At 45.8% G+C, this 26196-nt stretch carries 18 protein-coding genes; 17 read left to right on the plus strand and 1 reads right to left on the minus strand.

Features of this window, described 5'->3' with window-relative positions; translation table 11 throughout:
* Positions 1-85 precede the first annotated feature (85 nt).
* The gene (locus tag PSE6802_RS30625) at positions 86-1138 is read left to right on the plus strand and encodes a calcium-binding protein (protein WP_019498201.1); all 1053 of its coding nucleotides are present in this window, start codon (positions 86-88) and stop codon (positions 1136-1138) included.
* 85 nt (positions 1139-1223) lie between these two features.
* On the opposite strand, the gene PSE6802_RS27245 is transcribed toward PSE6802_RS30625, so the two are convergent.
* On the minus strand, positions 1224-3731 hold the full coding sequence (locus tag PSE6802_RS27245; RefSeq protein WP_162139184.1) for a two-partner secretion domain-containing protein: 2508 nt from the start codon (positions 3729-3731) through the stop codon (positions 1224-1226).
* Between the two features lie 195 nt (positions 3732-3926).
* On the opposite strand from PSE6802_RS27245, the gene PSE6802_RS0100945 reads away from it, so the two are divergent.
* The 16 genes from PSE6802_RS0100945 (at position 3927) to PSE6802_RS0101020 (ending at position 26183) form a co-directional block, all read left to right on the plus strand.
* On the plus strand, positions 3927-4514 hold the full coding sequence (locus PSE6802_RS0100945; protein WP_019498203.1) for a Pvc16 family protein: 588 nt from the start codon (positions 3927-3929) through the stop codon (positions 4512-4514).
* Positions 4515-4605: 91 nt separating this feature from the next.
* On the plus strand, positions 4606-5721 hold the full coding sequence (locus PSE6802_RS0100950; RefSeq protein ID WP_019498204.1) for a hypothetical protein: 1116 nt from the start codon (positions 4606-4608) through the stop codon (positions 5719-5721).
* A 12-nt stretch (positions 5722-5733) separates the two neighbouring features.
* Positions 5734-7668 (plus strand): phage tail sheath family protein, encoded by a 1935-nt coding sequence (locus PSE6802_RS34585; RefSeq protein WP_019498205.1) that lies wholly within the window; start codon positions 5734-5736, stop codon positions 7666-7668.
* Positions 7669-7825: 157 nt separating this feature from the next.
* Positions 7826-8266 carry a phage tail protein gene (locus tag PSE6802_RS0100960; protein ID WP_019498206.1) on the plus strand — a complete coding sequence of 147 codons (441 nt, stop codon included), beginning with the start codon at positions 7826-7828 and terminating at the stop codon, positions 8264-8266.
* Positions 8266-8709 (plus strand): phage tail protein, encoded by a 444-nt coding sequence (locus tag PSE6802_RS0100965; protein ID WP_019498207.1) that lies wholly within the window; start codon positions 8266-8268, stop codon positions 8707-8709. The genes PSE6802_RS0100960 and PSE6802_RS0100965 overlap by 1 nt, the downstream gene beginning before the upstream one ends.
* A gap of 87 nt (positions 8710-8796) precedes the next feature.
* The gene (locus tag PSE6802_RS34195) at positions 8797-8958 is read left to right on the plus strand and encodes a DUF5908 family protein (protein ID WP_019498208.1); all 162 of its coding nucleotides are present in this window, start codon (positions 8797-8799) and stop codon (positions 8956-8958) included.
* A gap of 3 nt (positions 8959-8961) precedes the next feature.
* Positions 8962-9633, plus strand: a complete 672-nt coding sequence (locus PSE6802_RS0100975) for a CIS tube protein (protein WP_019498209.1) — start codon at positions 8962-8964, stop codon at positions 9631-9633.
* A gap of 2 nt (positions 9634-9635) precedes the next feature.
* The gene (gene vgrG / locus PSE6802_RS0100980; RefSeq protein WP_019498210.1) at positions 9636-11378 is read left to right on the plus strand and encodes a type VI secretion system tip protein VgrG; all 1743 of its coding nucleotides are present in this window, start codon (positions 9636-9638) and stop codon (positions 11376-11378) included.
* Positions 11379-11387: 9 nt separating this feature from the next.
* A complete protein-coding gene (locus PSE6802_RS0100985; RefSeq protein ID WP_019498211.1) occupies positions 11388-11666 on the plus strand; it encodes a PAAR domain-containing protein in 279 nt (92 codons plus the stop codon).
* Between the two features lie 37 nt (positions 11667-11703).
* Complete coding sequence (locus PSE6802_RS0100990) at positions 11704-12141, plus strand: GPW/gp25 family protein (RefSeq protein ID WP_019498212.1); 438 nt, start codon at positions 11704-11706, stop codon at positions 12139-12141.
* Between the two features lie 15 nt (positions 12142-12156).
* Positions 12157-15114 (plus strand): baseplate J/gp47 family protein, encoded by a 2958-nt coding sequence (locus PSE6802_RS0100995; protein WP_019498213.1) that lies wholly within the window; start codon positions 12157-12159, stop codon positions 15112-15114.
* Between the two features lie 2 nt (positions 15115-15116).
* Positions 15117-17369, plus strand: a complete 2253-nt coding sequence (locus PSE6802_RS0101000) for a hypothetical protein (protein WP_019498214.1) — start codon at positions 15117-15119, stop codon at positions 17367-17369.
* A gap of 17 nt (positions 17370-17386) precedes the next feature.
* Positions 17387-20044, plus strand: coding sequence for a hypothetical protein (locus tag PSE6802_RS0101005; RefSeq protein WP_019498215.1), 2658 nt, complete (start codon positions 17387-17389; stop codon positions 20042-20044).
* 12 nt (positions 20045-20056) lie between these two features.
* Entirely contained in the window at positions 20057-21613 is a 1557-nt protein-coding gene (locus PSE6802_RS30630; RefSeq protein ID WP_156815363.1) for a contractile injection system tape measure protein, read from the plus strand.
* Positions 21598-22959, plus strand: a complete 1362-nt coding sequence (locus PSE6802_RS0101015; protein WP_019498217.1) for an ATP-binding protein — start codon at positions 21598-21600, stop codon at positions 22957-22959. The genes PSE6802_RS30630 and PSE6802_RS0101015 overlap by 16 nt, the downstream gene beginning before the upstream one ends.
* A gap of 20 nt (positions 22960-22979) precedes the next feature.
* Positions 22980-26183: an eCIS core domain-containing protein gene (locus tag PSE6802_RS0101020; RefSeq protein ID WP_019498218.1), complete on the plus strand. Its 3204-nt coding sequence runs from the start codon at positions 22980-22982 to the stop codon at positions 26181-26183.
* Positions 26184-26196 lie beyond the last annotated feature (13 nt).

Below are 26196 nucleotides of genomic sequence, written 5' to 3' on the forward strand. Positions count from 1 at the left end.
TTAACCAGGCGACCAAATGTGTGCTTAAGTGGTTAAGTTTAAGGCGCTTTGTTTAGTTGACTAAGACATACTAAGTAAGGAGTCTATGGCTTTTTTCGATCTAACTAACGATGTTGACGCTGTTACGTTAAACCTCGAGCAGGTAAACTCAGGAGCCACAGTATACAAGTTAGGCGATTCTGTGCGGGCGCTTGATGGTGATGATACTGTCACGGGTTCGGATGCTGAGGACGATATTAACGGTAACAGGGGCGATGATGTCATTTTCGGGGCTGGCGGCAATGATTTTCTACGTGGCGGACAAGGTAACGATCTCGTACAGGGCGATGGTGGCAATGAGGAAGTCAATGGCAATAACGGCAACGATACATTGAACGGCGATGAAGGCAATGACATTCTGCGCGGTGGGAAAGATGACGATTCTCTCAACGGCGGTGGCGGCGATGATACGCTCTACGGCGACTTTGGTGCAAACATCCTTACAGGTGGAGTTGGAAGCGATACATTCGTCCTGCAATACAATAAAGGGACTGATACAATTACCGATTTTCGCGTTAATGAAGATGCATTTGCGATCGTGAGTGGCGAATTTAATATCGATAATCTCAACGTGTTTGACAGTGGGAGCGATACTGTAATTACAGATAAAATCTCAGGACAGACGATTGCAGTGGTGAAAGGCGTTGACAGCAAAACTATCAGCAGTGAAATCGGTTTCAGTACTACTAATTTCGATCTGCCACTCAGATTAAGAATATCGGCTCAGTCTAATAAAGCTACTGTTGGGCTCACCAATCTCCCTTCTCTAACCCCTGTAAATGCATGGACTAGACTTGGTGGTGGAGGCGAGGGTTGGTCGGCGAGTGGGGTACTCGATATTAACAGCGGGAATATAGTTTTCAGTACATATGTTCCTATCCGCTCTGCTTTACCTGAAACCATAACGCTAACAATCGATACATCCTTGCTTGGCCTGGGCACAGTAGGATTCGAGGAGGCAAATTATGGTTACCAGCTTTTCAACGATTCAGATATAGTTTCAGATATATCGGTTCCAATCGTGCTAAATAGCAATTTGACTACCACCACTATTACTTTCTCTGATAAGCCTTTAGCCCCACTACCATTACTAAACTGAGGATGAATCTCACTGCAATATTACCAAATCCGCGTTAATTATCCCTCATATTGCCTGGCGTTAGCCAGGAACTCGATCTTTTGGGTTACTTGGGGCAGGTAATCGCTCCGATCGCATGACCGGGCGACTGACTATGCGGAACCTGACTCAGCAGTACTACTTTGCCATCTTTTGCGATCGCCCATTGTTGGGCTTCAGTAATTATCTCTGCCTGCGATGCCGAATTGAGATGGGATGACTCCGACGATTGCGCAGATGATTCTACAGGCGAATTGCGATCGCTCTTTAAAAGGGATTCCTCTCTACCTAAATCTTCTAACGTGCTATTTGTCCGCAATAGATCGTTGGGTAATGTTGGTAACCCACCCCTACCTGTAATGATAAATTCGTTACCTTTGCGATCGGCCAAACATCGTTGGGCAATTAACTTGCTAACATCAACGGGAGTGAGGGAGAGAGTCACAAGTCCTTTACTGGCATCAATATCTGGCGTGCGGATTTCTACCACGCCATTGAACTCTTGTCCTAATGCTGAGGTAGCAGTGATTTCACTATCTGGCGTGTTAAAATAGCCTTGCGGTACGTTCGCGATTACGCGACCGCCAAAAGCAAACTCTGCATTAGCACTGATATCGCTATTCTGGAGTGCTGCCAGAGTTGTAGCATTAATAAACACATTGCCACCAGTAGCCGTGCCAAAAGCATTGGCTGAGATGTTGCTGTTGCGCAGTAATTGCAACGAATCTCTGGTTTGCAGGTTGATATTGCCGCGATCGCCTGCTCTAGTTTCCGCCTGCAAGGTACCCTGCCGATCCAGGCGCACCAAATTAGCGTCAATATTCAAGTTACCCGCCGCTCCCGTGCCAGTTGCACTCACTTTAATCTCTGCACCGTTACGGACAATTACAGTTGGAGCTGCGATCGTCACATCCCCTGCTTGCCCTGTGGCAGTGGTAGTAACCCCCTCTAAACCTGACGCAGTGCGGATCGCACTGGCAAATCGATTGTCAAAAGTGCGCCCCGACAATTCCACTAATTCCGATGCCTTGACAGTCACAGTCCCAGCTCTACCCGATCCGAGAGTGCTGGACTGGGCTTCAGCACCGTTGAGGATTGTAAACCGTCCCGCATTAACTACCAGGTTCCCACCGTTACCCGTGGAGTTGATATCCGAGGAAGCCTTCAATCCACCCGATATTGTGGCGCGATCGCTACTGCGCCTATACGCCCCATTTAGTTCGATCGTATTTGCGTTAACGGTTAAGTCTCCCGCCTTACCGGAGCTAAATGTGGTAACCTGAGCGATCGCTCCATCCAGAACCAGTAAACGCTGTGCATCGATCGTGAGATTGCCGCTATTGCCAAACGAATTCGATGAGGCAAATAAACCGCTAGCGATTTCACCATCAGTACCGACTAACTCGATCCGAGCGGCTTTAACGATTAAGTTACCTGCTCTGCCACTGCCAAAGGTATTTGTCGTAATCTGCGCGCCATCTCGCACGCTCAGTAACTTTGTTATCAGGCTAATATCCCCACCATTGCCAGTGGCACGAGAACAGTCAATGCCTGTCGCACAAACGGTTGCCGCTATCCCACTATTAAAGCCTTGAGATTTGCCAACCACTTCGATGGAATCAGTTGTCGTTACCTGAATATTCCCGCCAGGCAAAGCACCTAATGTAGTTGCCTGGATGGCTGACCCTTCAGTAATCAGCAACTGGCGACCCTGCACCTGGATATCACCACCACCGTTGTTAGTCGTGCGATCGGTAGTATCCACAAAGGCTAACTGCGATAACTTAATATCTTGAAAGTCATTCACACCTTGATATCCTAACAACCAACCTTGAGGAATGGGAGCGAGGCTGACCAGGGAGGTAGGAGCCACGCTACCCAGTTCGATCCTTCCCCTTTCAGCAGTGAGAAATCCACCAGCGATGTCTAAATCTCCTCCCACCAGGGCTAATGTCTTTCCAGTCGGCACCTGCAATCCCACATTGTCTGCTTGAGAACGGGTGACGATCTTCGCAGCGGTATTGCCAAACTGCAATCCGGTTGGTACGCTAATCGTTAATAAAGGTGGTGTTTGCGATTCTGTAGCGCTAAATTCAATGCCATCGCCAAATTTGATGCTGTTAGCAGTGCTAGCCACAAAAGAACCACCAACATCCAGTCGAGCATTAGGGCCAAAGATAATACCGCTAGGATTTAGCAGAAATAGATTGGCATTGCCCAAAACTCCCAATACCCCATCAATATTGGAAACATTACCGCCAGTGACGCGACTAAAGATATTAGCGATCCCGCTGGGATTGTTGAAGTAAACTCTCTGCCCGAGATTGATGTTAAACTGTTGAAAGCTATGGAAGAGATTGGAACCCCGCACGGCACCACCATCAATGCGATCGATCGCTACGCCATTGCGAATTACATTAGGAACCACTACAGAATTGCGATCGCCGAGCGTGCGATCGGGAACAATTTGTGCAAAAGCCGGATCGGTAACTAGAGTGGGTGCGATCGCGCTACAAGCTACACAGATGGCGCTGCTAACAACACGAACCCCTGATTTTCGGCGTTGATTTACCACGGCAAAGCAAATCTTCAAGAACTTAAGGTATTCCCAACATTATGTCATTCTTGGTAGGTTAATACTTACCTACCTTCACAAAAGTAAACTCCTTACTTTTTCTGACTTTTTCTGACTTTTTCTCACTGTTCAAATCGGGTTGCGGAATGTAGGATTGAGGGGTGACGTTGTAGAAAGCTATGACTTTTTTCGACAATGTTAGATATTGCACTTACATTTCTTAAAAATGAATTAAATACTTATTTGCAAACCCAGATCGGTTCGGACTCGGCTACTGTCGAGATCGTTAACTTAGTGGATGAGACAGGTAAATATACGGTTACGAACAGCATTGCTGCTTCCATCATCAACATTGAGGAAGATCGTATTTTTAAATCCCAGGTTCCAGATCGCATTTATGCAAATGGGCAACATGTCATCTTAGAACCTGACTTAAAGCTTAATTTGTATGTGTTGTTTGCCGCTAATTTCCCGAAAGACTCTAGCTCCCGACCAAACTACGACCAAGCTTTAAAATACATCTCTTATATATTGATGTATTTCCAGATGCATCCTGCTTTTACCTCACTAGAATATCCTGCTCTCGACTCGCGTATTGATAAATTGACGGCAGAGTTACAATCGCTTAACTACGAGCAATTGAATCAGATATGGGCGTTTATTGGAGCCAAACAATTACCATCACTTATTTACAAGATTCGCATGGTATCAGTACAGGGCATGGTGCCAAAAGCTATTCAGTTACCCATTATGGAAGTCAAAACAAATCTTCACAGTCGATAAACCAAAAAAATTTAATAGAACATTTTAGTTACTCCCGCTACCTGTCCGCTCCTTGACTACTATTGCGCAGTCTATAAGGCTTTCAACGATCATGCTATTTCGCACATTATTTACGATCGCTATATCCCATACATACTATACTCAGGGCTGTAAGGATTTCAGCTTTATCATCCCTGTAGATAGCGTTCAATTGTTAAATAATGGCAAACTAATAGCAAAAATCCGCGATGGTAAACTGCACGTTTTGTTTGCAGTAGATGAGGCGGCTGAAGATGGGGCAGATGCAACAGATCGAACGGGCAAGCCCCTGGTTTCCCTGGCAGGTAAAAGCCTCCGCATTGGCTTAAAATTGCTCAATCCTTTCTTTAGCAACTTCACGCAATTTACTAGCTCCGACTTCGATAACTTGACGCAAATTCCCATCTCGGCTCTAGATTTTTACTCATTTTGCCCTCTCTATAGGAATTCTGCAAATCCCCTTGTTCTGGATAAACCTAAAGCTGTGGCCTTAGTAGGTCAAGTATTGAATCATTCTCTAAGCCAAACAACGGCACGACCGATAACCGTAACTCTCAAAAATAGCGATGGACAGGTTTTACCACCAGAATTGACAGATGCACCAGGCACGATCGCAACCGAAAACAATCGTTCCAGCGTTTCTTTTAATCTCACAGGGAAAGCATCAGGTCTCTATAGTGTCGAGGAATCCAGTTCTAGCGGCACCCAAACTACTAGTTATTACTCCGACTTGGAGTTACAACAGCAAGGGATTTTCGGTGCGATTGAAATTGCGATCGCGGATAGCCTCTATACCAAACCTCCTGACCAACCGCCAGAATTCACGATCGCGTTTAAAGCTAGGGAAGAAACTCTGAAATATTACATACTCGCCCAGAACTACTCTGATTCTCAGTTCAATCAGTTGACTGTTTCAGATGCTGGAGAAGAGGGGCGATCGCAAATTAATTTCACTAAAGTGCTTCCTGCTGCTTTTACGGAGGGTGACATCCCTCCAGGTTTACTTGGCAATGGTGATGTCAAAATAGCGCTGTTTAAGTCGCAGATAACCGTGCCGCGACAGGAAAAAGCCCGCCAGAAGATCCAGTTGAAATCAAACGACACAGTGCTGATTTCCCATTTGCCTCAGCCTGATGTCAATAAAACAAATGCAGATGCGATCGTCCAACTTGCAAAACCTAGACCTTAAGGATACAAACCCATGCCAACTTACAAAACTCCTGATGTTTACGTAGAAGAAATTTCGATCTTTCCGCCCTCGGTAGCAGAAGTCGAAACTGCGATTCCCGCTTTCATTGGCTATACTGCCAAAGCAACCAAACTCTCAGGGAACGATCTCCTGGAAATTCCTACAAAAATCAGTTCGTTACTCGACTTCGAGACTTATTTTGGCAAAGCAGCCAAGATAAATCTTTCCGAAGTTGTAATTGATGAAAATAATAATTTCCTCAGATCTAGTTTTACCAACAATTACTATTTGTACGACAGCATCAGGTTGTTCTTTGATAATGGTGGTGGGAATTGCTATATAGTAGCCGTAGGTTTTTACTCAGAACCAGTAGACCAAGAGAAATTGAAGAAGGGTATAGATGCGTTAAAGAAATACGATGAGCCTACCATTCTCCTTTTTCCGGATGCTGCTGGACTAGATGCTGACAAGCTGAGCGCTGTTCAGATTCATGCACTCTCTCAGTGCGCCAAGCTTGGCGATCGCGTAGGTATTTTGGATACCCGAAGTAATGACCTTAATGGAACCTCTTTCCGTGAAAAAATCGGCATTAATAACCTTAAATACGGAGCTGCCTACACACCCTGGCTGAAAGTCAATTATCCGAAGAATGTGTCTTATAAAGATGTGAAATCAGCGATCAAAAAAGGGGCTGCAACGGTTAACTTGAACACATTGACCACTGATACTGAGATTCAAGCTGCTATTACAAGATTAGATGTGGCATTATCCGATACCGATGCTCTTAATAGCCAAATCACAACACGGTTGGCAGGTATTGCATCGCTCACAGCCAGATACGATACGTTACTTACCGCCTATAAAAATAGTAAAACGCTTGCCAATATGCAGGCACTTTTCGGGTTCTTGTTTGAAATCGCCAGTCTTATAGATGGTTTCCTTGATTCGATTATTGGAGTAAAAGGCACTGAGCTGAAGAAAAACATCGAAGACTCAGTCACCAATTCCCTCAAAAATGCTTTTGGTGAACTGATCGGCAATGAAAAGGAACTGGACGGAAAAGTAGATGGCGCTTATACTCCGCAATGGGAAGTCGATCCCGATCCATCTGCTACCCAATGGGGTAACATATTTACTTCATCATCACCAGCGGCTTCAACAACAGCAATTCCTAGTACGGCGACTACCGATGAGACCAGATCTGCTGCTCTGCTGCCCAACATCAACAAAAACTTCAGTCTGATTAATGAAGCGATCAACAGTTTTATCTCAGGTGCTTTAGGATATGTGAGTACCTACGAGAAAAGCTTGTACGACAGGTACCCAATTTATCAGAATATAATTAGAGGTATCAATGACACTTCAACTACTATTCCACCCAGTGGTGCGATCGCTGGAATCTACGCAATGGTGGACGGACAGCGCGGTGTGTGGAAAGCTCCAGCCAATGTGAGTCTAGCTAGCGTGATTGAACCGACTTATAACTTCGATCTATCCGAAACGGATAGCTTGAATGTTGACGCGAATGCTGGTAAATCCATCAACGCCATCCGATCGCTTACGGGTAAAGGGACATTAGTTTTAGGGGCGCGGACACTGGCAGGAAACGATAATGAATGGCGCTATATTTCGGTGCGTCGCTTTTTCAATATGGTCGAAGAGAGCGTCAAGAAATCCACTTTCTGGGCGGTGTTTGAGCCGAACGATGCCAATACCTGGGTGAAAGTGCGCGGTATGATTGAAAACTACCTCAACCAAAAATGGCGCGAAGGTGCCCTGGCCGGAGCTACTCCCAAAGATGCCTTTTTTGTGAAATGCGGCCTGGGGATTACTATGACCGCTCAAGATATCCTTGAAGGCAGAATGAATGTGGAAATTGGCATGGCAGTCGTGCGTCCGGCGGAATTCATTATTTTGAAGTTCTCACACAAATTGCAGACATCTTAAGAGTTTTTCGAGCAAAAGATATCAATGGGTAGGGGCAGGTTTAGCCCAAATCCAATATCTCTACCCTAAGATCGACCGCAAAACCTGCCCCAAAAATGTTTTATTTCCCCGAATCCCGCGATCGCAAACTAATCCAAATTAAGCAGAAGAAAGAATTATGGCTGACAAACTATATCCCCTTCCCGTCTTTCATTTCCGCGTCGAGTTCGGCACGGAACAACTGGGCTTTACCGAAGTGGCTGGATTAACCCAAGAAATCCAGGCGATCGAATATAGAGCTGGTGATTTTCCCGAATTTTCTTCGATCAAAATGCCAGGTTTGAGAAAGTTCAACAATATCACGCTCAAACGCGGCATCATGCAAAGCGATAACAAGTTCTTTCAATGGCTGATTAGTGGCATGAAGTTGAGCAAGGTAGATAGAAAAGATCTCACGATCAGCCTGCTCAACGAAAAGCACGAGCCAGTCATGAGTTGGAAAGTTACAAGGGCTTTTCCGGTTAAGTTAGAGGGACCGCAACTAAAAGCGACTGGCAATGAAGTCGCGATCGAATCGCTCGAAATTGCCCACGAAGGTCTAGAAGTGGAGAATCTCTAGTGGTCTACTATCCACCAGTTGGGTTTCATTTTAAAGTCGAGGTGCAGGATCTGGCCGCCACCGCTAATGATGTCTGCTTCACGGAAGTCAGCGGACTCTCAGTCGAAATGGGTACTGAGGAAATAGCCGAAGGAGGAGAAAATCGCTTTATCCAGAAATATCCCACCCGCACCAAATACCCAGAATTGGTGTTGAAGCGCGGACTGCTGGTTAATTCAAAGGTGACAGATTGGATTCAACAGTGTCTGGAAGGTTACAAAATTCAACCCAAAGATATCTTCATTAAACTACTGAATGAAGAACACCAACCCCTACTGACGTGGAACGTAGTTAAAGCTTATCCTACCAAATGGGCTGTGAGCGATCTGAATGCCTCAAATAATGCCATAGTGATCGAGACCTTGCAGTTCTTTTATCAATATTTCACCCTGGTCAAATCTTAAATATATCGTAGTGGGCATTGCCCACCCGCACCGTTTCAGTGACATTCCGCCTTAGTTTCTTAGTGAAATCGCAGGAGAGAATTTCTCATGGCAATAGTTGTTGATGAAGTAGTTATCTCAGTAGATGTGAGCAATCAAGCTTCAGGTGGGGCAACTGCTCCTGCCACAGGTACCGCCGATAAGCAAACCATTATTAATGAATGTGTCGAACGAATACTTGACATCCTCAGACAAAAGGAGGAGCGCTAAACCATGAGCGATAAGGGAACGCTAGAAAAATTAACAATTCTATCCTACGAAAAAGCGGACTATTCCGATCCAAAGCCAGAGGGTAGATTTGAAGCCTATGTCAATCCGAGTGAAATCACCATAGCCTATGAGATTGAATATGACAGCGCTCAAGGTTCGGGTACGACTAACAGTCGGATGACTTTTAAAAAAGCAAAACCCGGCGATCTTTCGCTTACCTTCTTTCTCGATGGCACGGGCGCTAATGGCAAACAAATCGACGTACAAAAGAAAATAGAGGAGTTCCAACTCGCCACGGGTTACAGTGGCAAAATTCACCGCACAAAATATCTGAAAGTGATGTGGGGAACTCTGCAAATCAAGCGCTGCGTCCTCAAAAGTGCCTCGATCGCCTACAAACTTTTCCAACCCAATGGCATTCCCTTACGGGCAGTAATTACTGCCAATTTTACCGATAACTCCGACGATAAAACTCGTCAAGCGATCGCCCAAGACCAATCGTCCGATCTGACCCACGTACGCCTTGTAAAAGCAGGCGATACCTTGCCTGGTTTGTGCTATCAAATCTACGAAGATCCTAGCTACTATTTAGAAGTCGCCCGCGCCAACAAGATCGCTAACTTCCGCAGTCTCACCCCCGGCACCAAAATTTTCTTTCCCCCCTTGGAGAAGTAAAAATGCCAGAAACTCGAACTTTACCTATTCCTACCGAACATCGTGAATTTACCGTCAAGGTGGATGGTAAAGCCGTGGGACGCGAACACCAGTTATTAGCGGTGTATGTCATCAAGGCGGTGAATAAGATTGCTTCTGCTCGCTTGGTCTATCTAGACGGGTCTGCCGCTGCCAGCAATTTTCCCTTGAGTAATACGGATACATTTATTCCAGGCAAAGCCATTGAGATTCTAGCTGGGACTGACAAAGATCCGGTTTCCCTGTTCAAAGGAATCGTAATTCGACAACAGTTGAAAGTGCGCGACCATACTGCGCCTCAGTTAGTAGTGGAATGCCGTCACCCCGCTGCGAAGCTGACGGTAGGCCGCAAGAATGCCTACTTTTTCGATAAAACTGACAGCGACATTATTAGCGATCTGCTTAAAAAGGCGAAGGTTGAATCGGACGTAGAGATGTCATCTGTAACTCACAAGCAACAGGTGCAGTATCACTGTACAGATTGGGATTTCCTGCTAGCACGCGCCGAGGCGAATGGCAAACTCGTACTTACAAATGACAAGCAAGTAAAGGTAAAAGCACCTGTTTTGGGCGGCAAGCCAGTCTGTACGCTCCAGTTTGGTGCCACGATTTTGGAGTTAGACGCCGAAATCGACGCTCGCCTGCAATACAAGGCGGTTAAGAGCCTGACCTGGGATTCTGCTCAGCAAGCTACTTTGGAGAAGAATGCCGCAGATCCTAAATTCAAGTCGTCGGGTAATTTGAGCAGTCAGAATCTGGCTGCGGCAGTGAACCTGGATTACTATCGACTTCAACATGTGGCGGTCAGCGAGGATGAGGCACAGGCATGGGCGAATGCCCACTGGCTAAAATCCCAAATGAGCAAGGTGAGCGGTCGAGTCAAATGCGAAGGCATTCCTACGGTGAATCCCGGCGATATCGTCACCTTGAGTGGAGTGGGCGATCGCTACAACGGCAACGTATTTGTGACGGGCGTGCGCCAGGACTTTGACCTAGTGCAAGGTTGGAAAACCCACATCCAATTTGGCAGTGTAGAAAAATGGTTGATGGAGGAAAATGCTGTTTCCGCACCCAAAGCATCTGCTCTTCTACCAGGCGTAAATGGCTTGCAGATTGGAGTGGTGGTGAGTAATGAAGATCCCGATGGCGAACATCGCGTGCGCGTGAAAATGCCATTGGTGAACGATCGCGAAGATGGCACCTGGGCGCGGGTGGCGGCAGTCGATGCGGGTAGCGATCGCGGTTTCTTTTTCCGTCCCGAGGTTGGAGATGAAGTGGTGTTGGGTTTCTTGAATGACGATCCTCGGCAGGCAGTGATTTTGGGAATGTTGCACAGCAGTGCGAAACCAGCACCATTAAAAGGATCGGATGACAATCACGAGAAGGTATATCAAAGTCGCTCCAAAATGAAACTTTATTTCCACGACAAGCAGAAGGCGATCGCGTTGGAAACGCCCGCAGGCAACAAGCTGACGTTAAACGAGGAAGATAAAGCGATTAAAATTGAAGATCAGAATGGCAACAAAATTACGATGGATCGGGACGGTATCAAAATTGAGAGTAGCAAAGCGATCTCGCTCAAGGCTGGAACAGAGTTGACCATTGAGTCGGGAACATCACTAAATGCCAAAGGAGGAACAAATTTGAAGTTAACAGGCACATCGGGAACAGAACTATCCAGCACAGCCACGACCACAATCAAAGGTGGTCTAGTCCAAATTAACTAAAGAAATCCTATGCCAGCAGCAGTAAGAGTCGGAGATCTCAGCAATCACGGTGGCACTATTATCGGCCCCGGAGTCAGCAATGTCTTAATTAGCGGCCAACCAGCCGCTGTCGCAGGCGACGGCCACATCTGCTCGCTCCCACCGATCGGCCATCAACCCACCGCCAGCATTTTCCCAATGGGTAGCGCGAAAGTATTCATCGGCGGCAGACCCGCATTACGGACATCCGATGCCTGCTTATGCGGAGCAATGGCAGCTGTGGGCGCACCAACAGTGACGATCGATTAAAGGCCATTAAAAGCAATTCAAGGGAGAATAAAGTACAATGCCAGACCTAGCCTACACATCATTTCTGGGAACAGGTTGGAGTTTTCCACCTGAGTTTGTGATGGAGACGGGCGAAGTCGTGATGACAGCAGACGAAGAAGATATTAAAGCCAGTCTGAATATCCTATTTGGGACTGCGATCGGCGAACGGTTTTTCAATCCTCAATACGGACTCGATATGCAGGAAATTCTGTTTGAGCCGATGAGTACCACCATAAAAACCTATCTGAGCGATCGCATTAAGATAGCAATCTTAATCTACGAACCACGAATTGAGTTGTTGTCGTTAGATCTCGATACAACAGCTCAAAATGAAGGTAAGATCGGCATTGTCATGGAATATAAAGTGCGAGCTACCAATTCGCGCTACAACCTCGTTTATCCGTTCAGTATCACTGACGGCAACGAAGTCAGGGGAGTGCTGGGAAATTTGTAAAGGCGGCAACCTAACATGGCTGAACAAGACATTATCCAGAATCTCATCTTTCAACTCGGGCAAAGCCAAAGCGATCGCCTGCCTAAGGAGTTGGGAACTCACTTTGCTGACATCGACGAGCGCACCACAGCAGATCTGCTGCGCTTTACCAAAGCATTGGCAGAATTTGTCAACTATTATCGCCATAGTTCTGATGCTCCAATTGGTGACTGGCGTAATTTTTTCCCTAAAGAGTCGGAGATCGATGCGATCGCAGAACTGTTAAAAAACGAAAATACCAATACAGCCAGCACATCCCCTCATCTAGCTCTGTTTCTAGCATTTCTAGAGCTTTACAAACAGCCCCAAAGCATTATCAACCAGATTACGGCACGCCATCTCGATTTTTATTATCAAGACGTATTGCGGCTGCAAAAGAAAACGGCAATTCCAGACAAAGTACATCTATTAATCGAACTCAAAAAAAATGTCGCTCCCATTCGCATTGCACCAGAAAATTTATTCTCAGCCGGAAATGATGCCACAAATGTGGAATTGCTCTACGCACCAACGCGGGAAACCATCGTAAATTCTGCCAAAGTCGAGTCATTGCGTTCCCTATTTTTCGATCGGCAGGGACGCGGCACGATTCGCTATGCCCCAATCGCTAATTCTTCGGATGGCTTGGGTGGGAAGCTAAAGGAAACCGATCCCAAATGGTCTGGCTTTGGCGATCGGAACCTACCTCCGGCGGAAGTGGGATTTGCGATCGCCTCTCCCGTGTTGCGGATGCAAGAAGGTACTCGCAAGATCGACGTATCTCTGCAGTTGACTGATGTAGATGCAACGCAACTAAATAATGCTTCGCTCCATCAGGCTTTTGACGTATCGATAACTGGTGCCAAAAACTGGCTGGGGACATATACTGTTTCTCCCAGTTTGAGCGTTGGAAATATGCTGATATTCAGTTTTACGGTGCCGGAGACTGAAGCTGCAATAGTTGACTACGACCCTACAATTCACGGCTATTCCTACAGCGATCGGTTGCCAGTCTTAAAGATCTTGTTAAGAGCAAATAATCCCAACCTCGGCTATCGCGACTTCAGAAATGTGACGCTGCAAACTGCCACTATCTCAGTGGAAGTATCGAATATTACTGCGCTGCAATTAGAAAGCGATAGTGGTACGCTCGATCCGAAAAAAGCTTTTTTACCATTTGGACCCCAGCCGACTGCGGGTTCGCGTTTCCTCATCGACTATCCAGAAGCATTGGCAAAGAAACTATCTGAAATAACCCTAAAAGTACAGTGGAAAGATGCACCGACAGATTTTTCAAGCCGTTACAGTGGTTATGGAGTCAGTGTCAATAACAGTTCCTTTACTGCCGCTGTTGCCTTCAACGATGGTGGCAGTTGGGTAAATGCAAGTACTGGAGTACAATTATTTAACTCTAGTAATGCTACTGCGCTGCATACCTTGACTTTGCCACCCAGGAGTGGAGAGATCGCCCTCTTCCTCGAACGAGATTTTCTCCACTCTACCTATCGCACTAAATATGTCGAATATGTAGTGAAGTATAGCAAAGAAGGGAAAGATTTGACGATTTTAAAGGAACCCTACACCCCCACAATTCAAAGCATCTCACTAGCCTACAAAGCTCATTCCGATACGGTCAATATTTCCTCCACTGCACCCAATGATTTCGCGAATTCATGCCTGCACTTCTTTCACATCAGTTACTTCGGACAGATGCGAGAGCATGGCTATCAACGCCAACAGATCGAGGATCGGATTCGGTCAGGCATCAACACAGTAGTTCCACTCCTACCGAGTTACAGCCATGCTGGCGAGCTTTTAATCGGCTTGAGTCAATTAAATGGCGGAGATAGCGTCGGCGTATTATTTCAGGTGGCAGAAGGCACCGCCAATCCGGATTTGCCCTCCGAAGACCTCCAGTGGTTTGTCTTATGCGATAACTATTGGAAGCCACTCAACCGCTCTGAGGTCTTACTGGATACAACAAATCGGCTTCTCACTAGCGGCATAATTCAATTTGTTATTCCCCCCGAAGCAACAACTCACAATACGATTTTGCCCAGCGGGTCGATCTGGCTCAAAGCCGCCATTAGAATTAGTCCCGCGATCGCAGATAATGTCACTGCTGTTTGTCAGCTAGTTGATGTCATCGCTAATGCTGTGGAAGTACAATTTGCGAATCGAGATAACGACCCTCGTCATCTCCTGACTGCCCTCCCACCTGGCAAGATTACCAAACTTGAGAACGGACTCTCCGCAGTCAAGACGGTGCAACAACCCTACGCCTCCTTTGGCGGTAGTGCCGAGGAAATTGACGATGCATTTCACGCCCGCGTCTCCGAGCGACTGCGTCACAAGAACCGCGCGATCGCGGCATGGGATTACGAACGCCTGATTCTGGAAGCTTTTTCCAAGGTACATCAAGTTAAATGCATTCCCCACGCCAAGGAAAATGCCTGGCTTGTCCCCGGCCATGTCTTAATCGTAGTTATTCCCGATCTCAAGCACAAAAACACCATGAATCTGCTGGAACCAAAGGTGGATGCGGATACGATCGACCGCATTACCACCTACGTGCAAAAGCGAGCGGGGATGCAGGTAAAGATACAGGTAAAAAATCCACGCTATCAGAGGATTCAGATGGATTTTAAAGTCGAATTTTACCCTGGCTATGAATTTAACTACTACAAAACTCAACTAGATCGGGAGATCGTGCGATTCCTATCCCCTTGGGCGTATGAAAGCGATCGCGATATTTCCTTTGGTGGCAAAATTTATAAATCAGTTATCCTGGATTTTGTGGAGGATTTGCCCTATGTCGATTATGTCACGGATTTTAAAATGTACAGTCCCATTGCAGGCACGACTAAAAATATCGATCTGAATGAGATACAGCCACACACGCCCGATACAATTCTTGTTTCCATCTCCAATCACATAATTAATCCCGTAACCTAGTCATGCTTTCCCAACTCACTATTACCAAGAAGACTCGACAACTGGCATTCGATCGCGAGCAATTGTACGCAAAGGGTCTGGAGTACGTCCAGAAATTGTCCAGTCAAATTTGGACGGATTATAACGTCCACGATCCAGGTATTACGACGTTGGAGTTGTTATGCTATGCTCTGACAGATTTGAGCGATCGCGCCTCGCTCCCGATTCAAGATTTGCTTGCAAGCGAAACCAACAATGCCAGGGAAATGAAGAAGCAATTCTTCACAGCGCGCCAAATCTTGCCCAGCCGCCCATTAACGCTTTTAGACTATCGAAAACTACTAATCGACATTGATGGTGTCAAAAATGCCTGGTTGCAACCTGCTAGACTGACCTATTATGCCGATACGGTCAGAGGGGAGTTACTGCGGGAGAATCCTCGCCGACCGGAGATTGTGGAGGTGAATCTAGCTGGTCTGTACGAGGTAAAAATTCAGTATAGCGATGAAATTACCACTGCTGAGGCTCAACAGAATGTAAGCCAGGCCGTGCAACAGAAATTACATGCAAACCGCAACCTCTGCGAAGACTTTGTTAGTTTTACTGAAGTAGACATCCAGAATTTCCAACTCTGCGCCGAATTGGAACTCGTTCCAGATGCAGATGTGACGAGAGTAAATGCAACTATTCTCGATCGCGTACAGGAATACTTATCTCCATCGATTAGATTCTATACTCTAAGTGAAATGCTAACTCGGCAGAAGGTAGATGGAACTGCCTATACTGTCGATGAAATTTTTGATGGCCCAGCTCTAGAGAACGGTTTTATCGACGATCGCGAACTAGCAAATGCTGACTTACGCAGAGAAATTCGCCTCTCGGATATTATCAGCATCATAATGGATATTGATGGGGTGCAAGCAGTTCGCGATATCATCATCAATCCCGAAGGAACCGCAGCCCCACTAGCTAATAAATGGCTAATTTCGGTCGATCCAGGAAAGCAAGCTAACTTGAACCCTGCCGTATCGCGTCTGGTCTTCTACAAACGCAATATGCCAGTCTTACCTGGCAAGGTAGAAGTTACAGAGCCAACTGCTCGATCGCTAACTAACGAGAAAAACGACCTGGATATTCCTTTAGGAATCTACCAAGAAGCAGGCAATTACTATTCAGTTCAAAACCACTTTCCAGCAATTTACGGACTGAGTGAAGTGGGCTTGAGCAGTACGGCGGACGACAAGCGAAAAGCACTAGCTTACCAATTGAAAGCCTATCTGCTTTTCTTCGATCAAATCATGGCAAACTACATGTTTCAGTTGAGTCGAGTAAAGGAGTTATTTTCAATTAATCCCGACGTAAAGCAAACCTATTTCTATCAAGCAGTCCAATCCTTTGCCGATTACACCAAAATCTACGCTGCCAATGCCACAAATGTCATCGATATCCTGCAAACTCAGAATAGCGATCGCGAAAAAGCTACGGGGTTCAGTCGCCGCAATCGATTTCTCGATCGTTTAATCGCTCGCTTTGCCGAGCGGGTTCATGACATCGGATATACCATGTACTCAAACTCAGGATCTCAAGCCGAACAAAGTATCGCATATAAATGCAGATTTCTTCAGGATTATCCCACAATTAGCAGCGATCGCGCCTTAGCCTATGACTATAGCCTCACAGAAGAAAAAGATTTATGGGATTCTGAAAATGTTTCTGGTTTAGAGAAGCGATTAGCAAAACTATTAGGCATTTCCAATTACCAACGCAGAAATCTCAGTGAAGGTAGTGAGAGTATTGATGAAGGCATGTATTTGATTGAAAATATATTGCTACGACCCGAGCGTCCAGACGATCCCTTCCTACCCATTTGCCCTGACCGCAACTGCACTGACTGCGCAGATCTCGATCCCTATTCCTATCGCATCCAGATTATTCTACCAGCCTATGGTCTACGATTTGGAAAGTTAGAATTAAGACGATTTGCCGAACAAGTAATTCGAGAAGAAACCCCTGCCCATATTCTGCCGAAAATCTGCTGGATTAGCAAGGAAGATATGACCGTTTTTGAGAAGCTCTATCGCGATTGGATCTACCTCAAAGCGGGAGTAGATACTAGTCAACCACGGGAGAAACTGAGCGCATTTATTGACCAATTGTTTGCAGTCAAGAATGTCTATCCCCCTGGTAATTTGCATGAATGCAGCAGCCCTGAAACCCAAGCAAAATTCATTCTCGGACGGACTACCCTCGGCACAGAAAATCAACCCAACAAGTAAGTACAAGGATTAATGCCATGTCAGAACTTCTCCAAAGCCTTGCCAAAATCGATGTTAACTATAGTGTCTTTGAGAAAGACCAAGTATTAACGCACGAGCAGCTTAATAGCATAGCCAACTATTTGGATGACCAAAACCGACTAACTCGAATCATGCTTTTAGGTGTGGGTATTGCCTATGGGTTAAGGGTTTCTATCAATGGCGATACTGTGAAAGTTACGGCTGGGATAGGTGTGCCTACCGATGGCGATTTGCTCTATTTCAATCAAGACACTATTTTCGATCGCTTCAAACTCTACGACAAATCCCAGCCAAAATATTCGCTACTTTACCGCGAAGAAGACATGCTTCAGGTTTACGAATTAGTGCGTCAAGGTAACATCGATGCCGAAGCAGTGAATTTCAACCAATTTGAGACCCAAGTTGGTAAGTCTCGTAGTAGCATGGTAGCTGTTTTGCTGATGGAAAGCTACATCAAGGATAATGATATATGTTCAGGAACTGATTGCGATAACCTAGGACAGGATTGTCTGAATACTCCTAAGTTATTGCTGGTTGACAAAGCCGATATTGAGAATTTAAAGCCGACGATCGTCAGTTTGAATGAAGCTGCCAGCAAACTGAATGAGATTATTCCCGAACGAGCGATCGTTCCGAGAACAATTAATACTTTTAGCGAACTCACTGCCATTTATAGCACCACTAATAATACTCTTGTTAGGCGCATTGTGGATGAATTGCCAAAACTCTACGCTCTCTGCTCTACTTTCTTTAAGGATATCTTTCCCATCGATCCTGCCTGGAAAGGAAAATTAGAAGAAATTAACGCAAATTTTATCCCAGCTAACGGAATTCAGTATTACTATGACTTTCTCAAAGATCTGGCTGAAACTCATAACCATTGCTTAGAGCTTTTATTTGGTCAGACAAACTGGAACTGCCCCGATCCTGCCAGTTTCCCAAAACATTTGCTATTGGGCAACTTGATCCCAAATAACGATCCCGATAAAAATCGCACTCCATTTTACCCTTCAGCAATCACCAGTCAACCCAAGGGACAGTTGGAACACTTCAAATTTCTCGCGAAAAAACTGGATACACTGATTCAAACGTTTCAAGTACCCAATCCCAACACAGATTCAGAGATTCGCATCACCCCTAGCCTATTTGAAGACCAACCATTGGAAGAGAGAGCGATACCCTATTACTACCAGGTCGATGTGGAGAAAAGTAAAGCTTGGAATTATCGCCTGACTCAACGCAAAATGGAAGCACGTAATTATTCCTACAATGCCAATCTCTACAGCGGTATAACCAATCCTTTAGCTCTACAAATTGGGCGCTTTCCATTCTTCCGTATTGAAGGTCATTTAGGTAAAAATGTCGCTAAAACCCTTGATGATATCGAAAAACAGATCGAATCATATAATCTACCCTTCACAGTTCGCGCTGTTCTGCTAGGGCAGGATAAAACCAAATTAGAAAGGAAACCTGGCATTCGCTACACCGATTTGCATCGCTTTCACTATCTGTTGCGGCAAGATGCCTATCATCAATTGAGTGAAGTATCGCAGTTTAGTAGTAATTTCCGCAGCGAAGTTAATAATCGGGCAAGCAGTGTTGTGGAACGGAATAATGATGCTGATGGAATTAAGGCGATCGCCACTGAAAAAGACAACATATTAAGAAGCAAGGCAACTTTAGCCCAAACAAAACTCCAGGGGAACTATTCAAGCTATACTGCCGATGTTTCTTGGAAGAATGATATGAGTGATGTCTTGAGAACAGCAGGTGAATTCAAACGCAACCTGGGTGATGTTGTCAAAACCGAATTCACTACCCCCTTTGATTCTATAATCGGCAACACTCACATTCAGTGGATCGATTGGTTGGATCGAATTATTAAAAATAAAGATGACAAAGAGGAAGAGAAACTCTTGTTCTCTAAATTTATTTCTCAGCATCCCAGCCTGGAGCACTTTGCTGGAGTCACACGCGGTGGCACCTTTGTCTTGGTTTATGATGGCAATAAAACCGTAGTTGCAGACTTTATGTTGCCCTATTACAGTGAAGATAAAGCAGAAGAGGTTCCTGAAGAACCAACTCTAACTAGACCGACAATCAGACCTGAGACAATTATCGATCAAGGAATTCGAGTCACCCCTTCATTTGGTAAACGCTTCCTGGACTTCAAAGGGGTTATCGAACCAGAATTTACCCAGAAATTCGATCAACAACTCAAATATTTGGATATTTACAAAGGCTTTGTCGATACTAGCACAAGTATCTTTACAGCCGTGGGCAATATCAAGCCACAAAAATTTACCGATCCCATCCTAGATGTACAAATTCGCGAGATGGCTGTCGAACGGGAAAAAATCGAGCTACTGAGACAGCGAGAAGACCTGTCAAGGCAGCGCGATCGCGCAGAGCAAGAATTGGCTGCATCGCTAATAGCGATCGCTGAATATATTGGTAGAGCAGGTATCAGTGTTGCATCGGGAAGTGAAGGAGCGAGAGCCATGCAGTCAGTATCCGAGGGTGCAGTAACTATCAGAGCCTCAAGAACAAGTCAAACTCTTGAAACTCTAAAAGGAGAATTGGATGGTGTGGCGAGAAGATTTGATAGACAGGATCTAAGAGAAGCTATCGCTCTAATCCTGCGTTCATTATAAATGTTGCAAATTATGGCGAACCTTTCCCATAGAATCCGCAGACTGCGCTGTTTGGTTACTGCTAATAGCCAAACGGAAGCTTTTGCGATTCGGCAGAACTTGCGCGATCGCTGGCAAGATACCCTGATGCCTGCTTTTGAGGGTGTATTTGACGAAATTGCTAGTGGCGATCGCGTCATTCGCATCCCGAAGATCGAACTCCACCTCAAAGTTTCTTCCGAGCAGCAACTCCTGGAGGATCTGCCGAGGTTAATCCAACAGCAGATCGAGGAGCAATTCCAGTCATTACAGCCAATTGATGGAGAAATAATTCCAGCTACTCAATCGAGAGCGACTGAGCAACAGATAACAGTAAAGCAAAACCAGTTTGCTACTTTACTCCACTATTTGCGGACGGGTTCGTTACCCTGGCACGCAGCGCCTGGCTCAGTATCTGAAGTTGCCACTGACTTTAAAGAACTCTGCCGCACAGAGCGATCGCAACTGATAGATTATCTATCCAACCAACTAGAGACTGCACCCTTCTATTTCCGATTGCTTCAACTCTTGTCGGAAACGGAATCGATCGCTCTCGTTAACACTCTCATCAATGCCATTTCAGATCGCCTTTCGCCGATCGCGCGCGCAGCAATTACCGACTTCATTCGGTTTGTCTTCGATCCAGATCGGAGTCACCTGACTCGTTATACTCAATTACACACATTAGCAGCTATTCTGCCAGAGTATTTGGGACGCTCAAAACAAAACCTGAAACCAGACTTTAGTTCCTCCGCCTTCAGTGGAATTATCGATAAAGGGTTATCTCAAACGGAACTCGACTACAAAACTTTTATCCCCTCGATGCCTGCGAATTCCAATGTTTTATCCCAACAATCTACTTTAGATCGCGCATCCCCTGAAATAATCGATCCCGATACATTGCGATCGCCCCTCAATCCAAACACTATTCATTTATTCCGGGATACAGAGAATATCGATAATCTGTCGAACCGAAGACCTGATTTGTCCGATCGGGCATTGATTTCCGCACCAGAAATCGACTCAACTGGAGATAAATTCCCTCTCTTTGTCAACTACGCTGGGCTGGTTTTAATCCACCCATTTATTAGCTCGTTTTTCGCAGCGACTGGCGTGAAAGAAACTGGTAGTAAAGCGATCGCCGCTTCCCAACTAGTTCGTGCTGCCACCCTGCTCCACTTCCTCGCAACTGGAGAGTCAGAGCTATATGAATACGAACTCGGTTTCATTAAAGTCCTATTAGGGTTAGAACCTGAAATGCCACTCCTGGTCGAGGCGGGATTAGCGCAGGAGGGCGATCGCAAAGAAGCCAAGACATTATTACAGTCCGTCATCAATTACTGGAGCGCACTCAAAAACACCTCTGTTGATGGACTGCGCTCCTCATTTCTACAACGTTCGGGTCTGTTGCGCAAATCAGAAAATGGCTGGAGTCTGCAAGTCGAGCACCAATCCTTCGATATGTTGCTCGAACATCTACCCTGGAGTATCAATATTATCAAACTATCATGGATGCAATATCCCCTCTACACCGAATGGCAAACGTTTTAACGGATAATGCCCAAGATCTCGATCGCGAACTGGATTGGTTTGCTGCAGTCCTGGACGCTCGACTGCGAATATACTTCAAATCAGATCCAGAAGATGAAAACAGCGTAGCATCAATTTTTGATATTCCCCCTCCCGATCTCAGTCATAGCAATTCCTCTTATGCCCAACTGATCCGGCAGCACGATTTTCCCAGCGGCGAACGTTTAGCGATTGTGCTGGCACTTATACCTCACATCCGTCCGCAGCTTCTGGATGTACTCTGGACGAAGAATGACGCGATCGCACGCGGTTTTACAGAATTTGGCGGTTTGCAAGGTACTACTCATGGCGGCTTCATTCCCACGGGCGAAACCGTTGCTTTTCTGCTAGCTAGCGACGATCTTGCCGATCGCTTCAAACTAATGCGCCTATTTGAAGGCGACCATCCCTTCGCTCGTTATAATATCCTCCATCTTGCAACCGTTGCCTTTGGCGAACCTCTGCTCAGCGGTGCTCTAACACTCTCGCGGGAGTATCTATATCGGTTAACCACTGGGATCGAACACAAGCCCAACTTTAATAGCGAATTTCCTGCTCGCCTGATTGAAACAGGACTCAACTGGGAGCATCTCATATTACCTTCAGCCACTTTAGAACAGCTTGATGAAATCAAGCATTGGATTTTGTACGGACATATCCTGCTTCAAGATTGGCAGATGTACCACAAGCTACAACCAGGGTTTACCAGCTTGTTCTATGGCTCCCCAGGTACGGGTAAAACCTTTTCCGCGTGCCTGCTGGGCAAACACTGCGGCTGCGACGTTTACAAAATCGATCTGAGCGCGATCGTCTCCAAATATATTGGCGAAACCGAAAAGAATCTAGCAAAAATCTTTGATATGGCAGAGCACAAAAAGTGGATACTGTTCTTTGATGAAGCCGATGCCCTGTTTGGCAAACGTACCAAAGTGGATGATTCTCACGATCGCTATGCCAATCAGGAAATTAGTTTCTTACTACAGCGAATTGAAGAGTTCAATGGAGTTACAATTCTGGCATCTAACCTGAAAGGCAATATTGACGATGCGTTTATTCGTCGCTTCCAATCCATCGTACATTTCCCCATGCCTAAACCTTCCGAGCGCCAGCGCATCTGGGAACATGCTTTTTCACCTAAAGCTGTGTTGGAAGAGAAGATCGATCTTGCCAGAGTTGCAGAAAAGTACGAACTTTCGGGAGGTGTCATTATGAATGTCGTGCGATATTCCTCCCTGAAATCGCTCAGCCGCAATGAGAATACGATTTTACTTGAAGATATAGAGGAAGGTATCCGCCGCGAATTACTCAAAGAAGGGAGAACTATCTAACTAACCAAGGGATAAAAAGAGTGGAAACAGGTCAGTATAAAACCATAAATCGTGCTTCTACCGTGCAAAAGCCAGCCGCTTCTCTCAAAAGCGTGCAAACTGTCGTGCCAAGAGGCTCGGTGCAGCTACAGTCCATGAAGGTTTCCTCTCCTAAAGATCCAGCGGAAAAAGAAGCCGATACTACCGCTAAGAAAATTATGCGGATGGCAATACCAGAGAGTTCGATCGCCTACGTCAAAACTGGCAGTGACGGTCTCTTCCGGCAGGTGAAACAGGAGGAGAAAGACAAGAAAGTACAGACTAAACTGCGATCGCCATACATCAGTCGTTTTGCCGACTCGGGAATCTTCACCCAAAGGAAGCCCGAAGATATAATTCAGCGCAAAGCAGAAGGCCAGCCCAACGTTGCCTCTAATGTGGCAGCCGACATTCAAACTAGTATGGCTTCCGGTTCGCCGTTGCCCCTCAGCGTGCGTCAGTTTATGGAACCGCGTTTCCAAGCCAACTTCAGTAATGTCAAGATTCATACTGGCGATAAGTCTGCGAAATTAAATCGACAATTAAACGCCCAGGCGTTCACAGTCGGCAATCAAATTTTCTTTGGCAAGGATAAGTTCCAGCCAGAACAATCAGAAGGGAAGGAACTGATTGCTCACGAATTGACCCACACGATCCAGCAGGGTGCCGCCATCCAGCGGAGCGAAGATGTGGCGATCGCGCAACAATCGCCAACTCAGGTGCAACGCTTGGGACTCAGCGATGCGCTCAACTACTTTGCCGATAAAGCTAACCTGATTCCTGGGTTCCGAATGTTCACCATTGTGTTGGGCGTGAATCCAATTAATATGAGTTCTGTAGATCGGAGCGCGGCAAATATTCTGAGGGCGATCGTAGAATTTATTCCTGGCGGCGGCTTCATCACCCAGGCATTAGATAACCACGGAGTCTTTGAAAAGGTTGGCAACTGGGTCGAACAGCAAATTCAAACCCTCGGGCTAGTTGGCAGTGTCATCAAACAAGCGATCGCGAAGTTCCTCGACTCCCTCAGTTGGAGCGATATTCTTGACCTTGGCGGAGTTTGGGAGCGAGCCAAGCGCATCTTTACCGAGCCAATCGATCGCATTATCAATTTTGCTAAAGGACTGATAACCGGAATCCTCAAGTTTGTCAAAGATGCGATCTTGAAACCACTCGCAGCTCTAGCACAGGGTACGCGGGGCTACGACTTGCTCAAAGCCATCCTCGGTGAAGATCCGATTACGGGCGAACCCGTACCGCGCAACGCCGACACCCTGATCGGTGGATTTATGAAGTTGATCGGACAAGAGGAAGTCTGGGAAAACATCAAAAAGGGAAATGCGATCGCTCGCGCTTGGGCTTGGTTCCAGGGTGCACTTGAAGGCTTAATGGGCTTCGTTCGCACTGTTCCGCGCAAGATCGTTGACACCATTACCTCTCTGACAATTCAAGATATCGTGACTGTGGCTGGGGCTTTCACCAAAATAGTCAGTGCGTTTGTGAATATCGCCACGGATTTCATCAGTTGGGGCATCAAACAAGTTATTAGCCTGTTGGAAATCCTGTTCTCTGTCGTAGCGCCGGGAGTCATGCCCTACATCAAGAAAGCCCAAGCAGCTTTCACGACGATTATCAAAAATCCCATTGGATTTGTGGGCAATTTAGTCAGAGCGGGAAAACTAGGTTTCCAGAAATTCGCCGACAATATTCTCGAACATCTGAAGGCTGCCTTAATCAAGTGGATTACAGGGCCGTTGGGCGAGGCTGGAGTTTATATTCCCCAAGCATTTAGTTTGATCGAAATCGTCAAACTGGTGCTGTCAGTGTTGGGACTAACCTGGCAAAATATTCGCAGCAAATTGGTGAAAATAATCCCCGAACCAGTATTGGTTGGTCTTGAAAAAACTGCTGGCATCTTAGTAACGCTGGTGAAAGATGGTCCTGCCGCAGCCTGGGAGCAAATCAAATCTGAGTTGACCGATCTCAAAGATCAACTGATTGCCCAGGTTACTCAAATGATTACGACTGAGGTTGTGAAGGCGGCAGTGGTGAAATTGGTGAGCATGCTCAATCCAGCAGGTGCAGTTATCCAGGCAATTATTGCTACTTACAATACCATCACCTTCTTCATCGAAAAAATCAACCAGATCGCCGCTGTCGTTGCATCCTTTATTGATTCCATTGCTGCTATTGCCGCAGGTCAAATAGACAACGCCGCCAAGAAAGTAGAAATGACAATGGCAAATACCCTCACAGTATTGATAGCCTTTTTAGCTAAGTTCGCAGGCTTGGGCAATATCCCCAATAAAGTAGTCGGCATCATCAAGAAAATCCGAGCACCAATTGATAAGGGATTGGATAAAATTGTGGGCTGGCTGGGCAATATGTTGAAGAAGTTGAAAGGTGCTATTGTTCAAGCAGGTTTGCCTGAAGATCCACAGGAACGGCTTAAATTGGGGATGGAAAAAGCCATCAGTGCTGTTAATCTTCTACCAGGAAACGCGATTGGTAAAGCCTTAATAGCTCCTGTTTTAGTACCAATAAAAATTCGTTACGGATTTCAACACCTAGAGTCTGAATTACGGGAAGGAAATTGGTGGTTAAAAGGGCAGATAAACCCCTCTATCACTATCAAGACTAGTAAAAAAGCGGGTTCTACTGATTCAATCACTCTAAAACCAGGAGCGTGGATTAAATCAAAATTTGTGGATGGAATGTGGGTTGCTCAAATTTCCTCTATTTCTGAAAAGAATGTCACGATTTGGTACAACGACGAAAGAAAAGGAAGAGAAATAATTGAACGTGAAGACTTTATTAAACGATTCAAAGCAGGAGATATATCTGAATATGACTATGATAAAACCAATCGGGAAAAATATCTTGGATCTAATGTTTCCAGAGATGTATTGTTAGCACAATATAAAGCTGAAGGGACACATTATCAAAAAGTTGGTGGTGACGAGCGCGTACAATATCCAAAAGCTAAAGGTGCCCGATGGTATTCCGTATCGGAATGCGACGCAAGCCATGAACCAACTGATGCTGTAACTTACTGGAATAGGACTGGTTACAAGCATGGGGCACTATCTTCACAAGTTAGAGCCTGGATGACAAATCCCAAAAACTATGTTTTTGAACCTGCTAGTTCAAATCGTTCCAGAGGCTCCCGACGTGGAGAGACATATCGACCTCCAGCTAAAGCTTAAATGTTCAAGGAAT

It is taken from the genome of Pseudanabaena sp. PCC 6802 (assembly GCF_000332175.1).
GTDB lineage: Bacteria > Cyanobacteriota > Cyanobacteriia > Pseudanabaenales > Pseudanabaenaceae > PCC-6802.